This window comes from Flavobacterium sp. 40-81, from assembly GCF_001898245.1.
In the GTDB taxonomy this organism is placed as follows: domain Bacteria; phylum Bacteroidota; class Bacteroidia; order Flavobacteriales; family Flavobacteriaceae; genus Flavobacterium; species Flavobacterium inviolabile.
Map to the genome: position 1 here is coordinate 55,516 of NZ_MKTM01000008.1, position 22,259 is coordinate 77,774.

17 protein-coding genes and 1 riboswitch are annotated in these 22,259 nt (G+C 40.4%); of the genes, 7 read left to right on the forward strand and 10 right to left on the reverse strand.

Going from position 1 to position 22,259, the window contains the following annotated elements; translation table 11 throughout:
- Positions 1 to 65: 65 nt before the first annotated feature.
- A riboswitch (SAM riboswitch) is annotated at positions 66 to 187 on the reverse strand.
- 77 nt (positions 188 to 264) lie between these two features.
- The 7 genes from BGO42_RS01615 to BGO42_RS01645 all read right to left on the reverse strand — a co-directional run bounded on the left by BGO42_RS01615 (position 265) and on the right by BGO42_RS01645 (position 9,416).
- Positions 265 to 1,437: a trans-sulfuration enzyme family protein gene (locus BGO42_RS01615; RefSeq protein ID WP_273245595.1), complete on the reverse strand. Its 1,173-nt coding sequence runs from the start codon at positions 1,435 to 1,437 to the stop codon at positions 265 to 267.
- 40 nt (positions 1,438 to 1,477) lie between these two features.
- Complete coding sequence (gene thrA, locus BGO42_RS01620; RefSeq protein ID WP_273245593.1) at positions 1,478 to 3,889, reverse strand: bifunctional aspartate kinase/homoserine dehydrogenase I; 2,412 nt, start codon at positions 3,887 to 3,889, stop codon at positions 1,478 to 1,480.
- Positions 3,886 to 4,878, reverse strand: a complete 993-nt coding sequence (locus tag BGO42_RS01625) for an alpha/beta fold hydrolase (RefSeq protein ID WP_273245591.1) — start codon at positions 4,876 to 4,878, stop codon at positions 3,886 to 3,888. Before BGO42_RS01625 ends, thrA begins: the two co-directional genes overlap by 4 nt.
- Positions 4,879 to 4,986: 108 nt before the next feature.
- Positions 4,987 to 5,445 carry an OsmC family protein gene (locus BGO42_RS01630; protein ID WP_177732087.1) on the reverse strand — a complete coding sequence of 153 codons (459 nt, stop codon included), beginning with the start codon at positions 5,443 to 5,445 and terminating at the stop codon, positions 4,987 to 4,989.
- On the reverse strand, positions 5,442 to 6,740 hold the full coding sequence (locus BGO42_RS01635) for an O-acetylhomoserine aminocarboxypropyltransferase/cysteine synthase family protein (protein WP_177732084.1): 1,299 nt from the start codon (positions 6,738 to 6,740) through the stop codon (positions 5,442 to 5,444). Before BGO42_RS01635 ends, BGO42_RS01630 begins: the two co-directional genes overlap by 4 nt.
- A 563-nt stretch (positions 6,741 to 7,303) precedes the next feature.
- Positions 7,304 to 8,239, reverse strand: a complete 936-nt coding sequence (locus BGO42_RS01640) for a T9SS-dependent choice-of-anchor J family protein (protein WP_273245589.1) — start codon at positions 8,237 to 8,239, stop codon at positions 7,304 to 7,306.
- A gap of 178 nt (positions 8,240 to 8,417) precedes the next feature.
- Positions 8,418 to 9,416: a T9SS-dependent choice-of-anchor J family protein gene (locus BGO42_RS01645; protein ID WP_273245587.1), complete on the reverse strand. Its 999-nt coding sequence runs from the start codon at positions 9,414 to 9,416 to the stop codon at positions 8,418 to 8,420.
- Between the two features lie 311 nt (positions 9,417 to 9,727).
- Here BGO42_RS01645 and metK point away from each other — a divergent pair, with 311 nt between their 5' ends.
- A complete protein-coding gene (gene metK, locus BGO42_RS01650; protein WP_177732074.1) occupies positions 9,728 to 10,978 on the forward strand; it encodes a methionine adenosyltransferase in 1,251 nt (416 codons plus the stop codon).
- A 56-nt stretch (positions 10,979 to 11,034) separates the two neighbouring features.
- Here metK and BGO42_RS01655 read toward each other — a convergent pair whose 3' ends face one another.
- Both BGO42_RS01655 and BGO42_RS01660 read right to left on the reverse strand, forming a co-directional pair.
- Complete coding sequence (locus tag BGO42_RS01655) at positions 11,035 to 13,746, reverse strand: TonB-dependent receptor (protein WP_273245585.1); 2,712 nt, start codon at positions 13,744 to 13,746, stop codon at positions 11,035 to 11,037.
- 132 nt (positions 13,747 to 13,878) lie between these two features.
- Entirely contained in the window at positions 13,879 to 14,724 is an 846-nt protein-coding gene (locus BGO42_RS01660; protein WP_273245584.1) for a GLPGLI family protein, read from the reverse strand.
- A gap of 142 nt (positions 14,725 to 14,866) precedes the next feature.
- Between BGO42_RS01660 and BGO42_RS01665 the strand changes: the two genes are divergently transcribed.
- Together BGO42_RS01665 and BGO42_RS01670 are read left to right on the forward strand one after the other, a co-directional pair.
- Positions 14,867 to 16,288 (forward strand): sensor histidine kinase, encoded by a 1,422-nt coding sequence (locus BGO42_RS01665; protein ID WP_273245582.1) that lies wholly within the window; start codon positions 14,867 to 14,869, stop codon positions 16,286 to 16,288.
- A complete protein-coding gene (locus tag BGO42_RS01670; protein ID WP_177732064.1) occupies positions 16,281 to 16,961 on the forward strand; it encodes a response regulator transcription factor in 681 nt (226 codons plus the stop codon). Before BGO42_RS01665 ends, BGO42_RS01670 begins: the two co-directional genes overlap by 8 nt.
- Before the next feature lie 102 nt (positions 16,962 to 17,063).
- Here the strand turns inward: BGO42_RS01670 and BGO42_RS01675 are convergent, their stop codons facing one another.
- Complete coding sequence (locus BGO42_RS01675; protein ID WP_273245580.1) at positions 17,064 to 17,942, reverse strand: GLPGLI family protein; 879 nt, start codon at positions 17,940 to 17,942, stop codon at positions 17,064 to 17,066.
- A gap of 122 nt (positions 17,943 to 18,064) precedes the next feature.
- Between BGO42_RS01675 and BGO42_RS01680 the strand changes: the two genes are divergently transcribed.
- From BGO42_RS01680 to BGO42_RS01695, 4 genes are all read left to right on the forward strand, one after another.
- Positions 18,065 to 18,856 (forward strand): hypothetical protein, encoded by a 792-nt coding sequence (locus BGO42_RS01680; RefSeq protein ID WP_177732059.1) that lies wholly within the window; start codon positions 18,065 to 18,067, stop codon positions 18,854 to 18,856.
- Entirely contained in the window at positions 18,856 to 19,470 is a 615-nt protein-coding gene (locus BGO42_RS01685) for a deoxynucleoside kinase (protein WP_177732056.1), read from the forward strand. The genes BGO42_RS01680 and BGO42_RS01685 overlap by 1 nt, the downstream gene beginning before the upstream one ends.
- 457 nt (positions 19,471 to 19,927) lie before the next feature.
- Positions 19,928 to 21,301, forward strand: coding sequence for a hypothetical protein (locus BGO42_RS01690; RefSeq protein WP_273245578.1), 1,374 nt, complete (start codon positions 19,928 to 19,930; stop codon positions 21,299 to 21,301).
- 141 nt (positions 21,302 to 21,442) lie between these two features.
- Complete coding sequence (locus BGO42_RS01695) at positions 21,443 to 22,039, forward strand: DUF6705 family protein (RefSeq protein WP_177732050.1); 597 nt, start codon at positions 21,443 to 21,445, stop codon at positions 22,037 to 22,039.
- The last annotated feature ends 220 nt before the right edge of the window (positions 22,040 to 22,259 follow it).

Here is a 22,259-nt window from a genome sequence, read left to right on the forward strand (position 1 = left end):
CGAACCGGGTCCGGAATAAAAAAATGTCATCAGAAAATTGGAGGAGAATACCAGAAAAGTATTCTTTGTTATCTATCCTTAATCCGAAACAGGTTCCGTTTATAAGGTAGAATGTAGCACCTTCTTTATAGATAAAGGGTTGCTAAGGCTTCAATGGGTCTAATCCCTCCGCCTTTCGTGATAACATTTCAGTGTGTATAAGAACAGTGCAAAGTAAAGCAATTGTTTTATACCAACCAAATCTATCTTATAAGTTATTGCTTATCAGGATAGCGCCTGTTTTAAATCGTTAATAATATCGGTTACCGTTTCCAGTCCTACCGATACGCGTACCAGTCCATCGGTAATGCTCACTGCGAGTCGTTCTTCTTCCGTCAGTTTGCTGTGTGTTGTCGATGCCGGATGTGTTACTATCGTCCGGGTATCTCCCAGGTTAGCCGACAGGGAACACAATTGTATCTTATCCAGAAACTGTCTTCCGGCGTCAATACCGCCTTTGATTTCAAAAGCGACAATGTTTCCGCCCAATCGCATTTGCTTTTTAGCGATCTCATATTGCGGGTGGGATTTTAAAAACGGGTACTTCACCGTTTTTACATTCGGGTGTTCTTCTAAAAATGCCGCTACTTTCTCTGCATTTTCACAGTGCTTCTCGACTCTTACCGCCAAAGTTTCCAGGCTTTTGGACAATACCCAGGCATTGAACGGCGATAAAGACGGACCGGTATTCCGGGAGAACAGATAGATCTCACGGATCAGATCTTCTTTTCCTACCGTGATACCGCCCAGTACCCTTCCCTGACCGTCTATTAGTTTTGTTGCCGAATGGATCACCAGATCGGCACCAAATTGTATCGGGTTCTGGATATAGGGTGTTGCAAAACAGTTGTCGATAATCAGGATCAGGTTGTGCTTTTTCGCAAGCGCTCCCAAATATTCCAGATCCAGTATATCTACAGCAGGATTCGTTGGCGATTCGGCATACAGGATTTTTGTATTCGGCTGAATATAACGTTCAATCGTTTCCGGTTCGGCAATGCTAAAATAGGACGTCGTGATGTTCCATTTCGGGAAGTATCTGGTAAACAGCGTGTGTGTAGAACCAAAGACACTGCTGGCAGAAACAATATGATCTCCGGAGTTCAGCAATGCGGCAAAGGTGGAATAGACCGCTGCCATTCCGGTTGCAAAAGCATATCCGGCTTCGGCTCCTTCCATCTGGCAGATTTTCTCTACAAACTCGGTCGTATTCGGATTGCTGAAACGGCTGTAGATATTCCGGTCTTTTTCTTCGGCAAAGGAAGCCCTCATGTCTTCGGCATCTTCGAAGACAAAACTTGACGAAAGGTATAAAGGCACGGAATGTTCCAAATATTGCGAACGTTCTAACTGCGAACGTATGGCCCGGGTTTCAAATCCGAAGGTTTCAGTACTCATTTTATTTGTGTATTAAGTTGTTGCTGGTTTTGTTTTATGCTTATTTTTTTTCCGATAGTCTTAGTATGTCGCCAAAAACGCCTCTCGCCGTTACGGAAGCGCCTGCACCGGCTCCCTGTATTACAATGGGACGATCTCCGTATGAATCGGTATAGATTTCAAAAATTGAATCGGAACCTTTTAGCTGTCCTAAGGCGGAATCACTTGGTACGGAAACCAGTTTTACTTCGAGATTGCCTTTGTCCTGCTGCAGGTCGCCGGATAATTCCCCGATATAACGCAGCACATGATTTGGTTTTTGGGCGGCTTTCAGCTCGTCATAAATGCTGTCCAGTTCTTTTGTTCGCGTCAGGAATGCTGCTGCATTACCGGCTCTCAGGTTTTCCGGAATGAGGTTCCGGATCTGAATTTCTTCAAACTCGTTCTGTAAATCGAGCTCTCTGGCCAGGATCAGTAATTTCCGACCCACGTCATTTCCGCATAAGTCTTCTCTTGGGTCCGGTTCTGTAAATCCGTTGTCGATCGCTTCCTGCAGCACTTCGCTGAAAGGCCGGTTCTCCACCGAGAAATGGTTGAATAAATAGCTCAATGTTCCGGAAAAGACACCTTTGATTCGGGTAATATTCTCCCCGGAAAGGTGTAGCAATTTGATCGTATCAATTAACGGTAATCCGGCACCAACATTAGTTTCATACAGGTAATTCTTCTGATTTTCGGCCAGTACTTTTCTGAGTTTTTTGTAGAAATCATAGCTTACCGTATTGGCCACCTTATTGGAAGAGATCAGGTCAAAACTGTTTTCTGCCAGGGCAATGTAGTTTTCAATAAAAGTACTGCTTGCCGTGTTGTCTATCGCGATCAGGTTTTCCAGGTGATGTTCGTTTGCATAGCCGATAATATCCGCTACTGTATAAGCCGCTCCGTTTTCCCGGATATCATTTTTCCAGTCTGCGGTAATTCCGGATTTGTTGAACAAGGCTTTTTTAGAATTGGCAATCGCAAAAATGTTGATTTTTATGCCTTTTATTTTTTCAATGTTTTCTGCCGAAGCCAGGATCTGGTCGATTAACGTACCGCCTACGAGTCCGTGCCCGAAAACCGCAACATTAATTTTTTTGGACACCCCGAATATTTCACCGTGGATCACATTCAGCGCTTTGTGGATTTGTCCTTTCTGCACTACCAGGCTCACATTTTTTCCGGTAACGGTATTATTGAAAAGGATTGGTACTATTTTGTTTCGGATCAGGGCTGTGTACGGTTTGTGGAAAGTACTCAGGTCCTGCCCTATTATCGAAATCACCGCAACATCATCTGTCACCGAAATTTTATTGACGTCTTTGGTATAAAAATCGTTTTCAAATTCTTTTTCCAGCCCGATAACGGCTTTGGTGGCTTTATCGGCAGCGACCACAATCCCGATTCCTCTTTCGGAAGAACCCTGTGAAATAATGCTTACACTGATATCGTTTTCTGCCATTACCCTGAAAATACGGGCATCGACTCCGGTTTTACCCAAAAGCCCTCTTCCTTCCAGATTAATCAAGGCGACATTGTCCAGTACCGAAAGGGATTTGATTCCTTCATTATCGGATACGGAAGTGATCAGGGTACCGTGATTGTTATTGTTAAACGTATTCAGAATGCGCAGCGGGATGTTTTTCTCGATTAAAGGGATAATCGTTTTGGCATGCAATATGGTGGCTCCGAAGTTGGCCAGTTCGTTGGCTTCATTAAACGACAGGCGGTCTATTTTTCTGGCATCTGTTACCAGATCGGGATTAGCGGTATAAATACCGTCAACGTGGGTATAGTTTTGCAGTTCTTCTGCTTCCAGGTAATTGGCAATCAGTGACGCGGTGTAGTTGCTTCCGTTCCGGCCCAGTGTAGTTGTTTCATTATTGGCATTGGAACCAATGAATCCGGTAATCACATTAATGGTTGTACCGTTGTTTTGTTTGAAGTGATTCAGTACGTTCTTTCGGGACAGTTGTTCCAGCGGTTGGGCACTTCCGAAACGGGTATCGGTTTTGATCAGTAAGCGGGCATCCGAAAAATTGGCATTCAGTCCTTTTTCTTTTAAAGCATCCGTTACAATTTTAGCAGCGATGACTTCTCCCTGTGCCAATACGTTATCCTTGATTTTCGGACTGTAATCTCCCAGTAATGCCACTCCTTCAAACAGTTTTTCCAAAAGGGAGAATTCGTTTGATAAATCGACTGCCCGCCTGCCTTGCTGTTGTTGTTTAAAGAGGTTTAATTGTTCCGTATAGGTCTGGTTTTTTGAGGCTGCTTCCAGTATCTGTTCCAGTTCATTTGTGGCATTCCCGATAGCGGAAACCACAACGGCTATCTTTTCCTGTTTATCCGCCTTATCCTGAATAATGCGGAGTACCTTATCAAATCCGCCATCATAGGCCAGTGATTTTCCTCCAAATTTTAAAATCTTCATTGTATTGTTTGTTTTGTTGTTATAAATATGTGTTTGAGTATGTTGTTCAATTGTTCGAATTCAATCAAAAAGGCATCGTGCCCGTGTATGGATTGGATTTCGTGATAGTAAACGTCTTCTTTAACCCTTTTTAAAATTTCATAGGTTTCTTTATTTTCCGCTGCGGTGAAAAAATAATCACTGTCTACGGCAACGATGTGTATCTGTGCTTTGGTTTCTTTTCCCAGTCTGAGAAAACTGCCGCAATTCAAATCTTCGCCTATGGTTTTTAAAAGGTGGTTCATCAGTTTGTAGGATGCCAACTGAAATCTGCCTTTCAGTTTTTCGCCGTGGTGCAGCAGCCAGCTTTCAATCTGGTAAATGCTTTGTGTTTCGTTTTTGGTTCTGTCGAATTTCTGCTTTAGCGATTGCGGTGTGCGGTACAGTAACATGGCATGCAGTCGGGCATCATGGACAGGATTATCGGAGTTGTTCAGTATTTTATCCTGAACCAGCACATTGGCAATGAGCCAGTCTGTCGCTTTCCAGTCTGCTGCTATCGGAATGAGGTGCCGAATATTTTCCGGCTGCAGTAACGTCATTTCCCATGCAATTCCTCCGCCAAGGCTTCCTCCTATTACTGCAAAAAGTTGTTTGATTCCTAAAAATTGTAAGCCTTCCCAAAATATCCTGGCAATGTCTTTTGTGGTAAAGTCCCGGTAATTATGGATCAGGCTTTCGGTATTTCCGTCATAGCCGTTTCCGGGAATATTAAACGCGATTACGGTGTAAAAACCGGTATCGATCACGGCATCCGGTCCAATCAGGCTGGTCCACCATCCGTTTTGTCCGGTTACCTGCGAATTACCCGTTAACGCGTGATTGACCAACACTACCGGAGCGGTTCCTATCGGTTGTCCGAAGACCTGATAGTACAACGACAGCCATCTTTTATTTACCCCGTTGTGTAACGTAAAATCGAAAAGATCTATTTTTTTCAGCGTATCCATTTTTACATTTTTAAAAACTGCCTCTAACTTTTTGCAGACTCGTTAGAGGCAGTATAAACAAACAAAACAACTTAATTTTCCTTTTTATGATCCCTAAGCGGGATTGCCTTATGCTACTTCCGACTGGTTGTATTCCTTAACCAGCGTTAACAAAACCGGTGTGGTGTTGAGCAGATTGTCTCTTAGCGGGCATCTGTCTTTTACCGTGTCGATCCATTCTTTTAATAAGGTCAGCGGTGCATCGGTAGTGGGTTTTACCACTACTTCTATTCTTCTGAAACCCGGTCTTGATCGGGTGGCGATTCCTTCGGCTTTATTGGTTTCCAGCTCTCCGGAAATTTCCACCTGAAGTGATTTCAGGTTCAGGTTCAGTTCTTTGGCAACCAGCTGTCCTACCGCGTTGATGCTTCCGGCAAATCCGGCTAATAAAAATTCTACCGGACTGGGTCCTTCTGCCGAGGTTCCGGCAACATTGCTGCTTATTCTTACTTTGAAATCCTGCGCTTTTACTACAAACTGCGCGTCATTCCCTACAAATCCTAATACGTTTACTATTTTAGTGCTCATGATGTTATTGTTCTTTTTGCTTTGACTATTGCAAATGCTGCTGCCAAATCTGTTTTTAAATCTTCTATATCCTCTAATCCTACCGATAAGCGGATTAAATCTTTTGTTACTCCCGTTGACAATTGTTGTTCTTCCGTTAATTGCTGATGCGTGGTGCTCGTTGGGTGAATAATTAAAGATTTAGAGTCTCCGATGTTTGCCAGTAGAGAGAAGATCTTCGTGGTATCGGCTACCTGCCGTGCCGCTTCAAATCCTCCTTTTAGTCCGAATGTTACCACTCCGTTTTGTCCTTTCGGCAGGTATTGCAGGGCTAAGTCGTAATATTTACTGGAGGGTAATCCCGGATAGTTTACCCAGGCTACTTCTTCCTGTTGTTCCAGCCATTTTGCCAGTTCCAGGGCATTTTCGCTGTGTTTTTTCACCCGGATATCCAGAGTTTCCAGGCCCTGAATGATCTGAAAGGCATTGAACGGACTTAAAGCACCTCCAAAATCCCGCAGTCCTTCGATTCTCACTTTGGCAATAAAGGCTGCATTTCCTAAGGCTTCATGGTATACCAATCCGTGGTATCCTGCTGACGGTTCTGTGAATTCCGGGAATTTCCCGTTGCTCCAGTCGAAGTTTCCGGCGTCTATGATGGCGCCGCCTAAAGAGGTTCCGTTTCCGGAAATATATTTTGTTAACGAGTGAATCACAATGTTGGCACCGTGTTCAATCGGATTCAGTAAGTATGGGGTAGCTACCGTATTGTCCACGATAAACGGAACTTTAAATGCCCTGGCTGCTTGTCCGATGGCTTTCAGGTCCAGTACATCCAGTTTCGGGTTTCCTAAACTTTCCGCAAAAAAGGCTCTGGTATTTTCTTTTGCTGCCTTAGTGAAGTTTTCCGCATCGGAAGGGTCCACAAATGTTGTTGTGATTCCCAGTCTTGGCAAGGTAACATTCAGTAGGTTATAGGTTCCGCCATACAGGCTGCTGGAAGCTACAATGTGGTCGCCGGCTTTTAGCAATACTAAAAGTGCTGTGGCAATTGCGGCCGTTCCCGAAGCAGTCACAACAGCTCCGATTCCTCCTTCGAGGGCGGCAAGACGTTGTTCCAACACATCATTTGTCGGGTTATTCAAACGGGTGTAAATATATCCTGCTTCGGTAAGACCAAATAGGTTTGCTGCATGTTCTGCATTGTTGAACACATAGGAAGTGGTCTGATAAATCGGTACCGCTCTGGTTCCTGCGTTTTTAGTTACGTCGTGTCCTGCGTGAAGTGCGTTTGTTGAAAATTTTTGAGTGCTCATGTTTTATAGATTTTGAAGTTAGATTTCGATTAAAAAAAAAGTCCTTTCGGTGCTTTTACCAAAAGGACTTTTACAGTTTGAACTATAACAAGATTAAGTCGTTCGCTTTTGGCAATAGCAGGGTGGGATATACATGGAAATGCACATCATTCGTTTCATCATCATTTTTTTTGTTGCTATTGCTTTCATTTTCTTCTGTTTAGTTTTCTGAATTTCTTTTCGTTTTCGTTTTTTCAATAATTGCAGAAAACAAAAAAGCCTCTGCTTTGGGCAGAGGCTTATGCTGTATATTTAAAATTGAAATTTCAAATTAAGCAATGGTATCCTCTGCGGAACATTTCCACATCATCATACACATATATCGCTTAATTGATTTCATTATTTTTTCTTCTGTTTTGATGGAGCAAAATTGAAAACTAATTTTGAATTGACCAAACAAAAACAGAAATTTTAACATTTATATTTTTTGGTTATATATATAAATACTACGTATTTAAATTTTTTATAAATTTCTAAAAACCAACAGGCAAACAGGATGTTTTAGTAATTCATCCGCTGTTTTTTTAGTTTTTGAGAAACTTGGAAACCGCATTTCCGTCATTTGTCTGCACCGTAATCAGGTACATTCCGGCGGTCAGATCGGACACATTGAGCTGTAATGCTTCCACTGGAGGCTGCTCTATTTTTTTTACGGTTCTGCCGTTTAAATCGGTGATCTGAATCCCTTTAATCCCGGTATTGTTCTTAGCCGAAAGATGCAGCACCTCATTTGCCGGATTCGGGAAAATTGTAAAATGCTGATTAAAAAAGTCCCGGGCTCCCAATGTGGCTGTGGTGACTTTAAAATCGTCAACCATAAAAAAATACCGGTTTACAGAAACACAGTGTATCCCGATCCGTACCGTCTGATTGGCATAGGCATCCAGGTTAAAGGTTTTTTGTTCCCAGTTTGGAAAGGGTGCCGTTAGCGATCCGCCGCCGGAAATAAGCGTAAAATCGGAAGAAGCTGCCGGTACACCGGAACCGGTATATACCCCAACCGTATAATTTTCCAGTCCATAGGAGCTTGACATTGATTTTACCCAAAAGCTGACAACATTATCCGAGGCTCCAAGCGGGATGGGAGGGCTTACCAGCCAGTCATTATTCGGACCGGTTCCGCCAACGCCGTCACCCGGTAAAACCGCCGCCCATGAACCGGCATATTTGCTTCCGGTTTTCGGATCATAATTCCGAAGTTCATTACCCGAAGCAGCGTTTGTTACTCCGGCAACCGAAGGGTTAAAAATGATAAATGCCTGTGGTAAAAATTTATTACTCCAAACTATCGTACCGTCATCAGCATACGTAGTAGAACCGTCTAAATCGAGCGTAATCCAGGAACCAATGTTCTGGATGATAAAGTCATTATACGCCTCAAAACTATCCTCAAAAAGAGTTGTCTGAGCACCCGCTGTTATTGATAATAACAAAAAAAGTGAAAGTAATTTTTTCTTCATGATTCTATTTTTAAAAGTTCATAATCCCCTAATATAACCTTTTTACCGCACTGAATCACAATGTTTTAACACCAAAAAACTACTTTTAACATTTGCAATCTCCTAATAACCAGCTTTTACAGCATAAAAAAACCTGCCCGGAACCGGACAGGTTTTAATATTCTAAAACGTTATTTTTTTAGTTCTTTAAGAACTTAGATGTTGCGTTTCCATCATTCGTTTCTACCGAAATAAAATATGCTCCGGCAGTCAGATCCGCTACATTGATCTGTACTTCTGCTTGTGTTTGCTGATTCATTTTTTTCACCACTCTTCCGTTCAAGTCCGTGATCTGAATTCCTTTGATCTCGGTATTGTTTTTAGCCGTGATATTCAATACATCGTTTGCCGGGTTAGGGAAAACGGTAAAGTTTTTAGCAAAGAAATCGCTTGTTCCTAATGGTCTGTCTACAGAGAATGTATCGATTCCGATAATATCCGAGTTAGAACCGTTAGGTCCTGCATTTGTTACAAAATAACGGAAACCTAATTTAACTGCAGTTGGTCCTGATAATCCTGTAACGGTATATGAAAACTGCGTCCACGTTGTCGGGTAGGACGTTAGGTTCAATGCCGGATTGATTTCTACCAACAGGTTTGTAAAATCACCAAGGTTTGTTGGTCCTCCTGCAGGATTCACAGTTGCAGCACCATTAGTACTCATTCGCAATTGTAAATTATCTGCAAAAGATGCTGCACCGGTAGCGGAGTATTTCCCTAATCTTGAGTAGAAGGTAATAACATCCCCGTTTTGTACAGTAACAACAGGAGAAATCAACCAGTTACTGATTGTTGCTCCCGAAGTAGCAGAACTTGATGTACTGGTAAAGTTAACCAATGCAAATGTGTTTGGCGTTCCATCCTGTCCGTTTGGTATCGGGCAGGTCTGACCGTTTGTATACGCCTGATTCTGAAACGGAGTAGCCTGTACCGGTGGTACTCCCAGGGTATTAACTACAACCGGAGTATAAGAACCAACTGTCCAAAGTGTGGTAGAAGCAGATGTACTTTGATTTGTTCTTACCCAACCTGCAGTCGTCATGTCGGCCGTTGTACCGTTGAATCCGTAATTGTAAAGATTTTGTGCCTGACCTAAAAAAGGAACACAAAATAAAAGAGAAAGTAAAGTTTTCTTCATGTTTATTATTTTTTAAGAGTTATTGTGACGGCAATGTAATAATTTAAATACATTAAAGAACAATTCGCAATTGTTAAACTTACCTTTTTCACAACTACTGCTCTTCTTGTTATTTTTTTTTGTTATTTTTTATTTAGTTTAAAAAACTCTTTCATACATTTGCAACAAATTTCAGAGGAAAAATTTGAACTGATTGCAACCTCTATTACCAGATTTCGTTTTTGGTACTAAAAAATGCTAAAGCAGTACATACTTCTTTAGGCATTACCTGCAATATTTTTTCCTCGCTTAATTATTAAAAATCTAATTTTATGGCTTATTTATTTACGTCAGAATCCGTTAGTGAGGGACATCCAGATAAGGTTGCCGATCAAATTTCTGATGCTTTAATTGATAATTTTTTAGCTTTCGATCCGGAATCGAAAGTAGCTTGTGAAACGTTAGTAACAACCGGACAGGTTATTCTTGCCGGTGAGGTAAAGTCGAAGATTTATCTTGATGTGCAGCAAATTGCCCGTGAAGTGATCAAAAAAATCGGTTATACCAAAAGCGAGTACATGTTTGAGGCCAACTCTTGTGGTGTACTTTCTGCTATTCACGAGCAATCTCAGGATATTAACCAGGGTGTTGACCGTTCCAGCAAAGAAGAGCAAGGTGCAGGCGACCAGGGAATGATGTTTGGTTATGCTACAAATGAAACGGCAGATTTTATGCCATTAGCATTAAACCTTTCTCACAAATTACTTCAGGAATTATCGGCTTTACGTCGTGAGAATAACGAAATCACCTATTTACGTCCGGATGCAAAATCGCAGGTAACGTTAGAATATGACAACAATAACAAACCGGTTCGTATCGATGCTATTGTAATTTCTACACAACATGATGATTTTGCTGATGAGGAAACAATGTTGGCAAAAATCAAAAAAGATATTATTGAGATTTTAATTCCCCGTATTATCGCGCAGAACCCTCAATATGCTCATTTATTCAACGATAAGATCCAGTATCACATCAATCCAACCGGAAAATTCGTTATTGGTGGTCCTCACGGAGATACCGGATTAACCGGAAGAAAGATTATTGTAGATACCTATGGTGGTAAAGGAGCTCACGGTGGTGGTGCTTTCTCCGGAAAAGATCCGAGTAAAGTAGACCGTAGTGCGGCTTATGCAACCCGTCATATCGCTAAAAACCTTGTGGCTGCCGGTGTAGCCGATGAGATTTTAGTTCAGGTATCCTATGCTATTGGTGTTGCTAAACCAATGGGTATTTACATCAATACTTACGGTACTTCGAAAGTAAACTTAACCGATGGTGAGATCGCTAAAAAAGTGGAAGCTATTTTTGATATGCGTCCTTATTTTATCGAGCAACGTTTAAAATTAAGAAACCCTATTTACAGTGAAACTGCTGCATACGGACACATGGGAAGAACTCCTGAAACCGTTACCAAAACTTTTATCGCTCCGGGCGGAAAAGAGAAAACAGTTACCGTTGAGTTGTTCACATGGGAAAAACTGGATTACGTAGCGACTATAAAAGAAGCTTTCGGTTTGTAACCAACGTTTTTATAAAATAAAAAAGCCTGCTCGATGCAGGCTTTTTTTATGGGTTGCTATAAGTTATATTTCAGGCTTAAAATAATATACCTCGGCTGTATGATATATTGTGAGAAACTGCTGGAACCTCCCAACTGACTGAAACTACTGTCGTTCAGGGAAGTGGTATTCAGCAAATTGGTTGCCAACAGTTTGTATTCCCATTTGCTGTCTTTCTTCTGGTAGATCAGACTGGCATTCAGGAAATCATATTCGTTGTTAATTGTATTATCCTTGTTCCTGTTGTGGTAAAAAGTATAATCGGAAGTAAATGAAAAGGCATCCAGGAAATAATATTCCAGCGTTACCGAAGGGCTGTCGACAAAGAAGGTATCACTGAAAAAATCATTTTTAGTAAAGCCGTATCCTAGTTCGATATTCGGGATTCTTTTAAAGTTTGTTGCCAGTTTCACGTTGTAATTCTGCGTATATGAATCGGTTGTCTGGGTTTCTTCCACACCGCCCTGGAACACCCTGATGTTGTTATTCTTACTCCAGTTAAAGTTTCCGCCCACCGAAGCTTTGTAATATCTCCAGAACGATCTTCCATAATTGGCACTGGCAGAAAAGCTCTCATCTGCAAAAGCAGAATTCATGTTTACCGAAGACGATACCTGGTTCACACCGTCAAAAAAGGCTTTGGATTTTACGGCATCCGTTTGACGGGTATAGGTAATGTTCGCAAAGATATTTTCGAAATTGAACATATTGTATTTGAAGTAACGCAGGGAATGCACTTGCGACAGCGAGTTTTCCAGCATTCTGTTACCGCTGAACAAGCTGTTGTAATTGGAAAAAACATACCCTTCGGCTACTTTACTAATGTCGGTAAAGTTATTCGCCAATGAGAAATTATAGGTCAGGGTTTCCGACTTTTTAATTTGATACAAGGCATAAAAATCGGGCAACACTCTAACGAAATCATTTTTAAACTCACTGTTCAGCTGTTGGTTATTCATCGTATAACTGTGCAGGCTGAATCCCGGATTAAAGGTAAATTTCCCGGTAATGAACTTATAATGCAATCCTACAAACACATCATTAAAGGTGTAATTCACCTCATTATTATTCTGCGGATCGGTTAAATTATTGGTATTCCCGTTGTCCAGGATCTGGAAAATATTCGAATTAAAGTTCTGATGCGAATAGGTATTTCCCACCGTTACATTAATATTGCTTTTCGGCGTCAGCATATAGTAGTAATCAAACTTGGCATCTGCTTTATTGGTTTTCACAAAGCGGTTCTGTGTTACATCATTCCGGTTTTGTCCCGGAAGGTAACCGGATAACTGGAACGGCTGTAGTTTCAGGTTGGCGTTATAAAACGGGTCTTCTTCCTGGTACAAATGCTGCAATTCAAAAGCAAATACGTTTTTATTGTTCAGCGTATAATAGTAATTCAGGTTCTGATTAATGGAAAACGGTTTTTGTTTTTTATTGGTATAGATATCATCCAGCAAACTCGAAAAAACGCTGTTCGATTCTTTCTGATCGGAAATTTTAAAGAAGCCGTCATAGTCAAAATGTACTTTATCGGAAGGCACATAGCTTGAGCTCAGTTTCAGCATGCCGAGGTTGGTTTTCTGCCGGGTCAGTTCCTGGCGCTCTTCGGTAACGGTAGCCGATGTTCCGTCAGGCAGTTTATCGGTTCTGACTGTTCTCGAATTGGTTTCCAGATCGGTTTTATTGACAGAAAAAATACTAAAGCCGCTAATCGTCCAGGCTTTGGAAGGGTTATAGCTAAAGTTTGCCGCACCGAATTTAACGTCTATTTCTTTGGCTCTGTTGTTGCGCAGTCCCAATATTCCCAAATCGTTCGAAGAAACGTTAAAATTGGTTCCTCCTTTTCGCATCATGTTCTTGAACCCGCCCGAGAATTTAAAATAATCCTGCATCGTGAGCGGCAGTTCCCCGATATTGTTCAGGTTCCCGATAACGTTCACGCTGTATTTCGGGTTGTAATAAAACAGTTTCGGATTCAGGATATGCCGGTCTTCCTTATGCCCTGCTCCGATACCCGCCATCATTTCCCCAAACCAGAAGTTTTTCTTCCCTTCTTTCAGCTTGATATTCAAGGCTACATTTTCTTCATTATTTTCCAATCCTTTCAGGTTGGATACTTCGTTATAGTTTCGCAGTACCTGGATTTTATCCAGCGCATCGGCAGGAATGTTTTTTGTCGCAATCTTAGTATCACCGTCAAAAAAGTCTTTACCTTCCACCATGACCTTCTGTACTTTTTTGCCTTCTACTTCAATTTCACCATCGGCATTAACCTCAACGCCGGGTAATTTTTTCAGCACATCTTCCAGTTTTCGCTCTGTTCCGTTTTTAAACGAATCGGCATTGTAAACAATCGTATCGCCTTTTATCGTTACCGGCATTTCTTTTACAATCTGCACGCCCTGTAAATCGATACCTTCCCGCAGTGCAATAGCCCGGCTGATGGCGGTTGTACCCGTTTTTACCGTTTCTTCAAAAGCATTGAATCCGATATAACTGGCTTTTATGGTATAACTGGTATTGGCTTTTAACACCAGTTGGAATCTTCCGGCATCATTGGTAATCGCATAGGAATCCATGGCTTTGGTTTCCTGATTGATCGCCATAATATTCGCCATTTCCAACGGTACGCCTGTGGTATCTTTTATCGTGCCTTCAAATTTTACGTTTTGGGCATAACCGGCAATAGACAATAAACAAACAATTAAATGTAAATATTTTCTCATTTTTATTTTCGCTTTTCTGATATCGTGCTGATAAGACTTTAAAAACCGCATAAGGTTCAATCTCTTAGACGAAAAAAAATTCCTTTTGTTACTTTAATTCGCTATTATCAGGCAATTAATATTTTTCCCGCCTTATCCTCCTACTCTGATGATCGTTTTTCCTTTACTGTTTTGGAACGATTCCAGCTGTTCTTCCATTTTTTTCTCCAATATTGCATCATATTCTTTCTGGGTTACCACCTTACCGTTTTTAGGTTCTTTCACCTCTTTTTTTTCTTTAGGGTTTAAAACAATTTTAGAGCAGAGAATAACACTTTTCTTTTCGTTTATTTCCAGTATCAAACCCGGCAATCCCCAGTAATCATCAGGTCCCTGGCTAATCGGGATTTCCGGTGCATACCAGGCTGTTATCGTTTCCGAATCGGGTGATTCAAGGTCTTTTAACAGGGAAGTTGTTTTTGCTTTTCCGGAACTTTCCTTGTCTTTAAAACCGGATTTTTCCACTTTCCGCACCAGGGTTGCCTTATAACAGGTATAATCGCCGATTTTCCGGGTTTCATTTTCCAGTTTCCAGTTCAGTTTAGGCAGGGAGTCTTTAATCAGGAATTCTTTACCCATTATTTCCGTTGCCAGTGCATATCTTTTCTCTTTTATGTTTTTATATTTTTTGCCGCTGCCGCCAACCGTGATCTGCATGCCGCTGCCGCCACTGCTGCTCAAAGGCGGTTTCAGTCTTTCTTCTTCTTCATATAGTGACGCCGACTTGTCAAAAGAGAGGGTATAGGTTTTTTCAAAATTCTTTTTAACCTTTTCTTCCAGGCTTTTTTCAATTTCCGGGGTTATTCCGCTTCCGGAAAATGTTATTTTCGGGGCAGTCATTTTGGTTTCATAAACCGCTATACCGCTAAAGTCCTGAGCAAAGATTTTCCCGAAGCTCAACAACAATAATCCTACAATGATAATACTAATTCGAATCATGATTATTTTTATTATGTTAGTTATTTCTTTTACGCTGTAAAGAGTAATCAAAACTAACAAAGCGAGTTTTAACCGGATTGTAATTAGTGTTAACGTGTGTTAACGGTAAAAAAAGTAGAAGAACAGTTCTTACATTTGATTTATGAAATCCTTTTTTCGTCATAACGGTATGCTTCTGATTGCAGTTACAGTGGTTCTGATTACTGTAATCATTCAGATATATTGGAATATCAATAATTATGATACCAATAAGCAGCGTATTATCCTTGCTGCCCAAAGTGCTTTAGACAGCAGTATCGACAATTATTACAATGACAAGGCAAAGTCCAATATTATTTATTCGACTACCGGCAAAGATGTGGCACTTCCAATGCCGATCCATTCGAAATTACAGCGCGATGCCAAAAACATTAATTTTTACCATACCGAAATTCATACGGATTCCACCGCACCAAAACGGAAAAAAGCGACCACTATTTTCATTTCCAACGAAGCCGGACTTCCCAAACCGGACAATATTAAAGATGTCCGGGTTTTAGCCGAAAAGATTGTGATCTCGGTGCGGCAGGACAGTGTTGATCTAAAAAAAATCGCCCAATACATCAATAAAGAGTTTGCCCGGAAAAACCTTGATTTTGATTATGCCTTGCTTTATAAAGTGCATTTCAATACCGTATCGCAATACCATAATCCGGAAGACAAAAAGTACCTTTTCTCCACGCGTTCCAAGTCTTCCTTCCTGCCTCAGAACAGCAATATCGAGCTGTTTTTCCCGGATATATTTTACCCGGCCTTACAGGAAGGTATGCTAGGCATTATGTTATCGCTGGTGTTATCGCTGAGTATTGTTTTCTGTCTTTTCTATTTGCTGCATATTATCCGCAAACAGAAACAGCTTGCGATCATTAAAAACGATTTTATCAGCAATATTTCCCATGAGCTTAAAACGCCTATAGCCGTTGTGAACAGTGCTCTGGAAGGTATTGAAAAATTCAATTCGGACAATGAACCCGAAAAAACAAAGAAGTACCTTGAAATTTCCAATCAGCATTTGTCCAAACTGAACCTTATTGTAGAGAAAATACTGGAAACCTCTATTTTAGAAAGCGACCAGCTAAGGCTGCAAAAAGAACCGGTTGCACTTATCGGACTGATAAACACTGCTATTGACAAGTTCCGGATCAATACCGATAAAGCAATTGTATTCCATAGTCCGGATACACCCGTGATTATTTTTGCTGATACATTTCATTTTGAAAATGTCATTTCTAACCTCATCGACAATGCCCTGAAATACGGCGGCGACTGCATTACCGTTACCCTGCAAAAAACGGATGCCGGTGTGGAGATTGCCGTTTCGGATAACGGGAAAGGCATTGACAAGATCCACCGTCAGAAAATATTTGAGAAGTTTTACAGGGTACCCAAAAACAATCAGCATGACGAAAAAGGATTTGGCATCGGTTTGTATTATTGTAAAAACATTGTCGAAAAACACGGTGGCAAAATAGACCTCATCGCAGAAACACAGACAACTTTTAAAATTTTCATTCCTCATGAGTAGCAAGGTGACTATTTTACTGGCAGAAGATGAAGCCACTCTGGGCCTGATTATCAAAGAAAGCCTGGAAACCCGGGATTTTAAAGTAACGCACTGCCTGAACGGTGTAGAGGCTTTGGCTCATTTTATACATGAAAAACCGGATGCAATCGTTCTGGATATAATGATGCCGAAAAAAGACGGTTTTACACTCGCCCAGGAAATCCGGAAAACAGACAAGACAATCCCGATTATTTTTTTAAGTGCGAAATCGCAGGTTCAGGATGTGGTGGACGGTTTTCAATATGGCGGCAACGATTATCTGAAAAAGCCTTTTAGTATGGAGGAATTAATCGTCAGAATCCATGCCCTGTTAGGCCGGACCGGTAAAAGCAATCCGGAAGAGCAGCTGAATATTGGTCGTTACCGTTTTAATTACAACAAGCAGACTTTAGAGCATCAGGCGCTGGTTTTTTATTTAACCCACCGGGAAGCTTTGGTTTTAAGACTGTTGCTGGAAAACAAAAATGAAATTGTAGACAAGTCGTTTGCCTTAAATAAAATATGGGGTAAAGATGATTTTTTTAACGGCAGAAGTATGGATGTGTTTATTTCAAAATTGCGAAAAAAACTGGCACTGGACAGCAGTATCCAGATCATTAACATTCGCGGAAGAGGTTATAAACTGATCTGTTAAGCGTTCTTTTCTGCATCCGTATTATTATAATTAAAAAAACCGGTTTCCCGTATGATTATTACAATCAGGAGAAACCGGTCTGGTTGTATATCGCGCCGAAAACTATCGGCCCATTCGCATCTGCATTCTGTTTCCGCCCTGTTGTCCTTTGGACATTTCCCGCATCTCTTCCATTTTTTTCACTACAATATCATCGTATTCTTTTTGTTTTACGACTTTACCGTTTTTAGAGGCTTTTATTTCCACTTTATCTTTTGCATTCAACACAACCTTAGAGCAAACAATTACCGTTTTACCGTCATTCACTTCCAAAATCAGTCCCGGTAATCCCCAGTAACTTTCCGGTCCCTGATTAACCGGAACATCCGGAGTGTACCAGGCCGTTATGGTTACTTCTTTCGGCATTTCGAAATCTTCCATAAAGTTTGTTGTTTTCTCTTTTTTAGCCTCATCGCTTTTCGTGTCCTCTTTCTTTCTTCTGAAGTTTCGGAAATCGGACTGGCTAACCGGCTTTACAGCTGTTGCCTTAAAACAGTTATAGTCCCCGATTTTTTTGGTTTCACTTTCCAGTTTCCAGTTCAGTTTGGGTAAGCTGTCCACAATTAAGAATTCTTTTCCCATAAATTCTTTGTCAACAGTATAGCTTTTCTCTTTTACATTTTTAAAGAAAGTACCGCCGCTTCCCATCATCGAGTTCATCATTCGGGAGCCTGGTCCCTGTTGTCCGGGTGCATCCAGTTTTTCTTCTTCTTTATAGATTGAAGTGGAACGGTCAAAATTCAGGACAAATGTTTTTTCCAGCATTTTTTTCATTCGCTCCTGGATCATTTTCTGCATTTCGGGCGTGATGTCCCTTCCCTCCATTTTGAAATCGGATATTGTTGTTTTGGATTCATAAACCGCCATTCCCTGAAAATTCTGGGCAAACGACGTGATGGCAAAGCCGAATACTGCAATCGCGGTTACTATTTTCTTTTTCATAATGTTATTGTCTGGTTTGTTTATCTCATAAGACTTCTCAGCCTTGATTTTGTTACAATCAAAAATTATTTTTGTATTGGACTTTTTATATCATAAAAGGTTTATTCGTAATTTGCAGCATTATGCAGCAAATACTCCTCTATCTTTTTTTATCCTGTTGTTCCCTTGCTTTTGCCCAGCAAAAAAGCATTGACGCAGTTTTTATTGCCAGTGACAATACCGAAGGAGCTGTTTTCGTAGGGAAAGATCCTTTTGGCTTTTCCTATACCATCAAAGATAACGAATTCCGGAAGAGCAATGCGACGCAAAAGTTTCAGTACCGCAACCTGACTTTCGGACGAATCAAACAGGTGGATTTACAAAGTCCCTTGCAGATCGTTTTGTATTATAAATCTTTTAATGCTGCCGTATTGCTGGACAACCAGTTAAATGAAACCACAAAAATAAATTTTTCAGAAAGCAACCCGGAGCTTTTTCCGACAGCCGTGAGCCTGGCATCGCAAAACCGGTTGTGGCTGTTTGATCAGAATTCCCAGAAACTGGGTTTGTACGATATTTACAAAAATACCTTTAGCGCTGTTTCATCGCCCATAAAAGACACTCCGGTACAATACCAGTCGGATTACAATTATTTTTACTGGATAGACGGGAATCAGAACTGTTATGTTTCCAATATTTTCGGAAAGATCAGCTTCCTGGGAAAAGCGCCGGAAGCCGATGCGATACAATTTATCAGCACTTCTCAGGTTTTATTAAAAAAAGGCAATCTGTTGTCCCTTTATAATTTAGAAAATCAAACGGCTCAAATTGTTCCGATACTGGAAAAAAGCATTGAAAGTTTTTATTATAAAGAGCAAATTTTATCTATTTTTACCGATAACGAAATCAAGAATTATAAAATCATATTACCATAATGCATATAGCTGTAGCAGGAAACATTGGCGCCGGAAAAACAACATTAACCCGACTTTTAGCAAAACATTTCAAATGGGAACCCCATTTTGAAGATGTGGTTGACAATCCTTATCTGGACGATTTTTACCACCAAATGGATCGTTGGTCTTTTAACCTTCAGATTTATTTCTTAAACAGTCGTTTCCGCCAGGTTTTACAAATTCGCGAAAGCGGTAAAAAAATCATACAGGACAGAACCATATATGAAGATGCACATATTTTCGCACCCAATCTTCATGCTATGGGATTAATGACAAATCGTGATTTCAGCAATTATACGTCTCTTTTCGAATTAATGGAAGGTTTGGTCGCTCCGCCGGATCTATTGATCTATCTGCGCAGTTCCATTCCGAACCTGGTTAACCAGATCCATAAAAGAGGACGTGAATATGAAAACACCATTTCTATTGATTATTTAAGCCGGTTAAACGAGCGCTATGAAGCCTGGATCCAAACGTATACCAAAGGAAAATTGCTGATCATCGATGTAGACAATATCAATTTTGTAGACAATCCGGAAGATCTTGGAAACATCATCAACCGAATTGATGCCGAAATCAACGGTTTATTTTAGAATAAAAGTTTACACAAATACATCAAAACAACCAAAAACGATTGTAAATAAATGATTTACAATCGTTTTTCTTTTTAGGATGATATAATACTCCTACATACTTATACATTTGGTGCATCATTTTATACCCGTTCTGTCGCGGGTGAAAAGAAACTTTTACTGCCATACCTCAACCCCCTACCGGAACACTTGACCGAAAAGGGGTGACACCATCAATAGCACGGTGTTTTTCTGTATTACAAACCATTATCCCCATCGTGATACGGTTTGACTCCGAAGCCGCTAACCTGTTAGTCTATACTATTTTAAGTATTCGTGATACCTGTTGTAAGAAAAGTAAAAGGTTTTACTACGCATTTATACTCATTTTGGGTACAAAATACCTTAATTACGGGTTTTCCGTAATTGTTTTGTTTTTCAGGGAGTAATATTTGCAAACACATTTTTATAACAATTTATGAAAACTGTTTTTAAAATATGGCTTTTTATGACCCTGGTGCTGCTGGCAGGCTGCGAGCTGAACGAGGAAGTAGTCCGCAGGGAAAATTATACAGCAAAGATTAAAATCAGGGAAGCCTCTCTGGATGAACTACTTGGTGAGCGTAAGTTTATGGCTGCCTACAATAAAGTTTACACCACTAAGGAAAAATCCCGCACAATGATGGAAGCCCAGTATGGTTTTACTATTGTGCCACATGGTGCAAAGGTAATAGAGGCTGACAACAGGACTTCCTACACCTTTAAAATAACAAGGGAGCATAATAGTCCAGCCTATTTCGAGAACCTGGTTATAAACGTTGATAGTCTGGAGCAGACAAGTGCCTATATCGTGAAGTATACAAAATCTACACCTTTAAGCTTAAGTAATGTGCACGGATCATTTTACTTTAAAGGAGATATCCACATCAGTCCTATCAAATATAACATAGAGCCGGCAGAGAGAACATTGCATTGTGTCACGGCTACTATCATGATGTGTAAAGAACATTCGTCAGGAAATGCCATAGGACCCGTACATGTTGCCGGACCTAATTGCAACAATAACGAATATCTATATGGTGTTACAACAACAACTTGTGATATGACGGCAGGAGGAGGAAGTTTCGGAGGAGGTGCAGGTGGTTACTCTGGTGGTGATGGAATGGGTGGATCTGGAGGCGGAGGAGACGGAGAGGTACCAACCGATGGGGATATTTTAACTCCACCTAATAATTGTCTGCGTTGCCCTGATTTTACAACTGCACCAGTTGAAGAAATGGATCCCAATGATACATCAGTATCACCAAACCCCTGTGTACAACTGGGAAATCTTCTGAAACAAAAAATTGTTAAGAACGGATTAAATTATTTGAAAAATAATTTGCAGAACAACTTAGAAACGGTATACTCTTTGGAATATAACAAAACGGATAAGAATGTTTCATTGCGCCCTGGAATTTCGGGAACCAGAAGTGGTATTATAAGAGTATATCCTACTACTTTTGGTGTTGTACATAATCATCCTGTAAAAATAGAAGATGAAGATTCCAGTTATCCAATGTTTTCAGCAGACGATTTGTTTATTCCTTATCAGATAGCGATGAGTAATAGTATTAACATCCAGTCGATTGATTATCCTGTGACCAATATTATGGTTGCTCCCGACAACACCTATGCATTGATCCCGAACAATCTTCAGGCACTATCTGCACTCTCTGTTAAATTTCAGAATGCTACAGCCAAAAGAAAGTTCATTGATGAATTACAGGAAATATATGAAAAAAAATGGAAAGCCATGGGATGTGGATCAAAACACACTCCTAAGGGAATTTATAAAATTTGTAAACGATAAATACAATCTGGATATCGCTATTTATCAAGCCGGCAATAATGATCTTTACGGCGCAAATCCTAACTGGTCTAAGGTAATAATAGACCCGAATACTCCAAACGAGGTAACAAGTATACCATGTAACCAATAAAATTCTAAAACATGAAAAAAACACTTGTAATAATAGTACTTCTCATCAATACAATTGTAAGTTATTCTCAAAATCAATATCCGCTATATCTTTCTTCCGATGCGATCACCGGGGGATATTATAAAGACATTGATAATGATCTGAATAAATTTCAGGGGACATGGAAATATAGCGATGGAACCACCTCATTAACCATAGTACTAAAGAAGAAAAATCAAGTGACTGTTCCTTACGGGGATTATATGACCGATATACTGGTAGGTGAATATTCATTTGTCTACAATGGAACACAGCAGACCAATACGCTTAACAGTCTTGAACAAAATGCAACAACCTACGGGGCAAATAATATTTATGCTACAATTATCAGGAGATGTGACGAATGCTTACCGGGACAGCGTAAAGTAGTAATAGGAATATTTAAGGACCCTGTAGTTGAGTATTTGGGAGCACGAATGAGTTTATCATATTATACAGAAAATGGCACAGAAAAGCTGAAACTGGGGTTAAAGCCGGAAACATACGTATATACCGACGAACTTCCGCCAATACCCGCAGGATACGAAAGTGTACCTATTGGAAAATACATTTTGACGAAACAGCCGTAATTTTCAGGCAGTTTGCTCCGTTCCTGCACACCTCCAGAAAGCAAACCGTTCTTTCAACACTTAAAATCAGGAACTCACAGACTTAGCTTTATCCAAGATTATATCTCTTGGTTTATCCTAAAAGTTAGCAGCTATTTTTTATGTCTAACTAATTGATCTGAATAAAAACTCATTAGAAAAAGCACTTAAAGCATATTTATAATGAATACAACGAAACAAC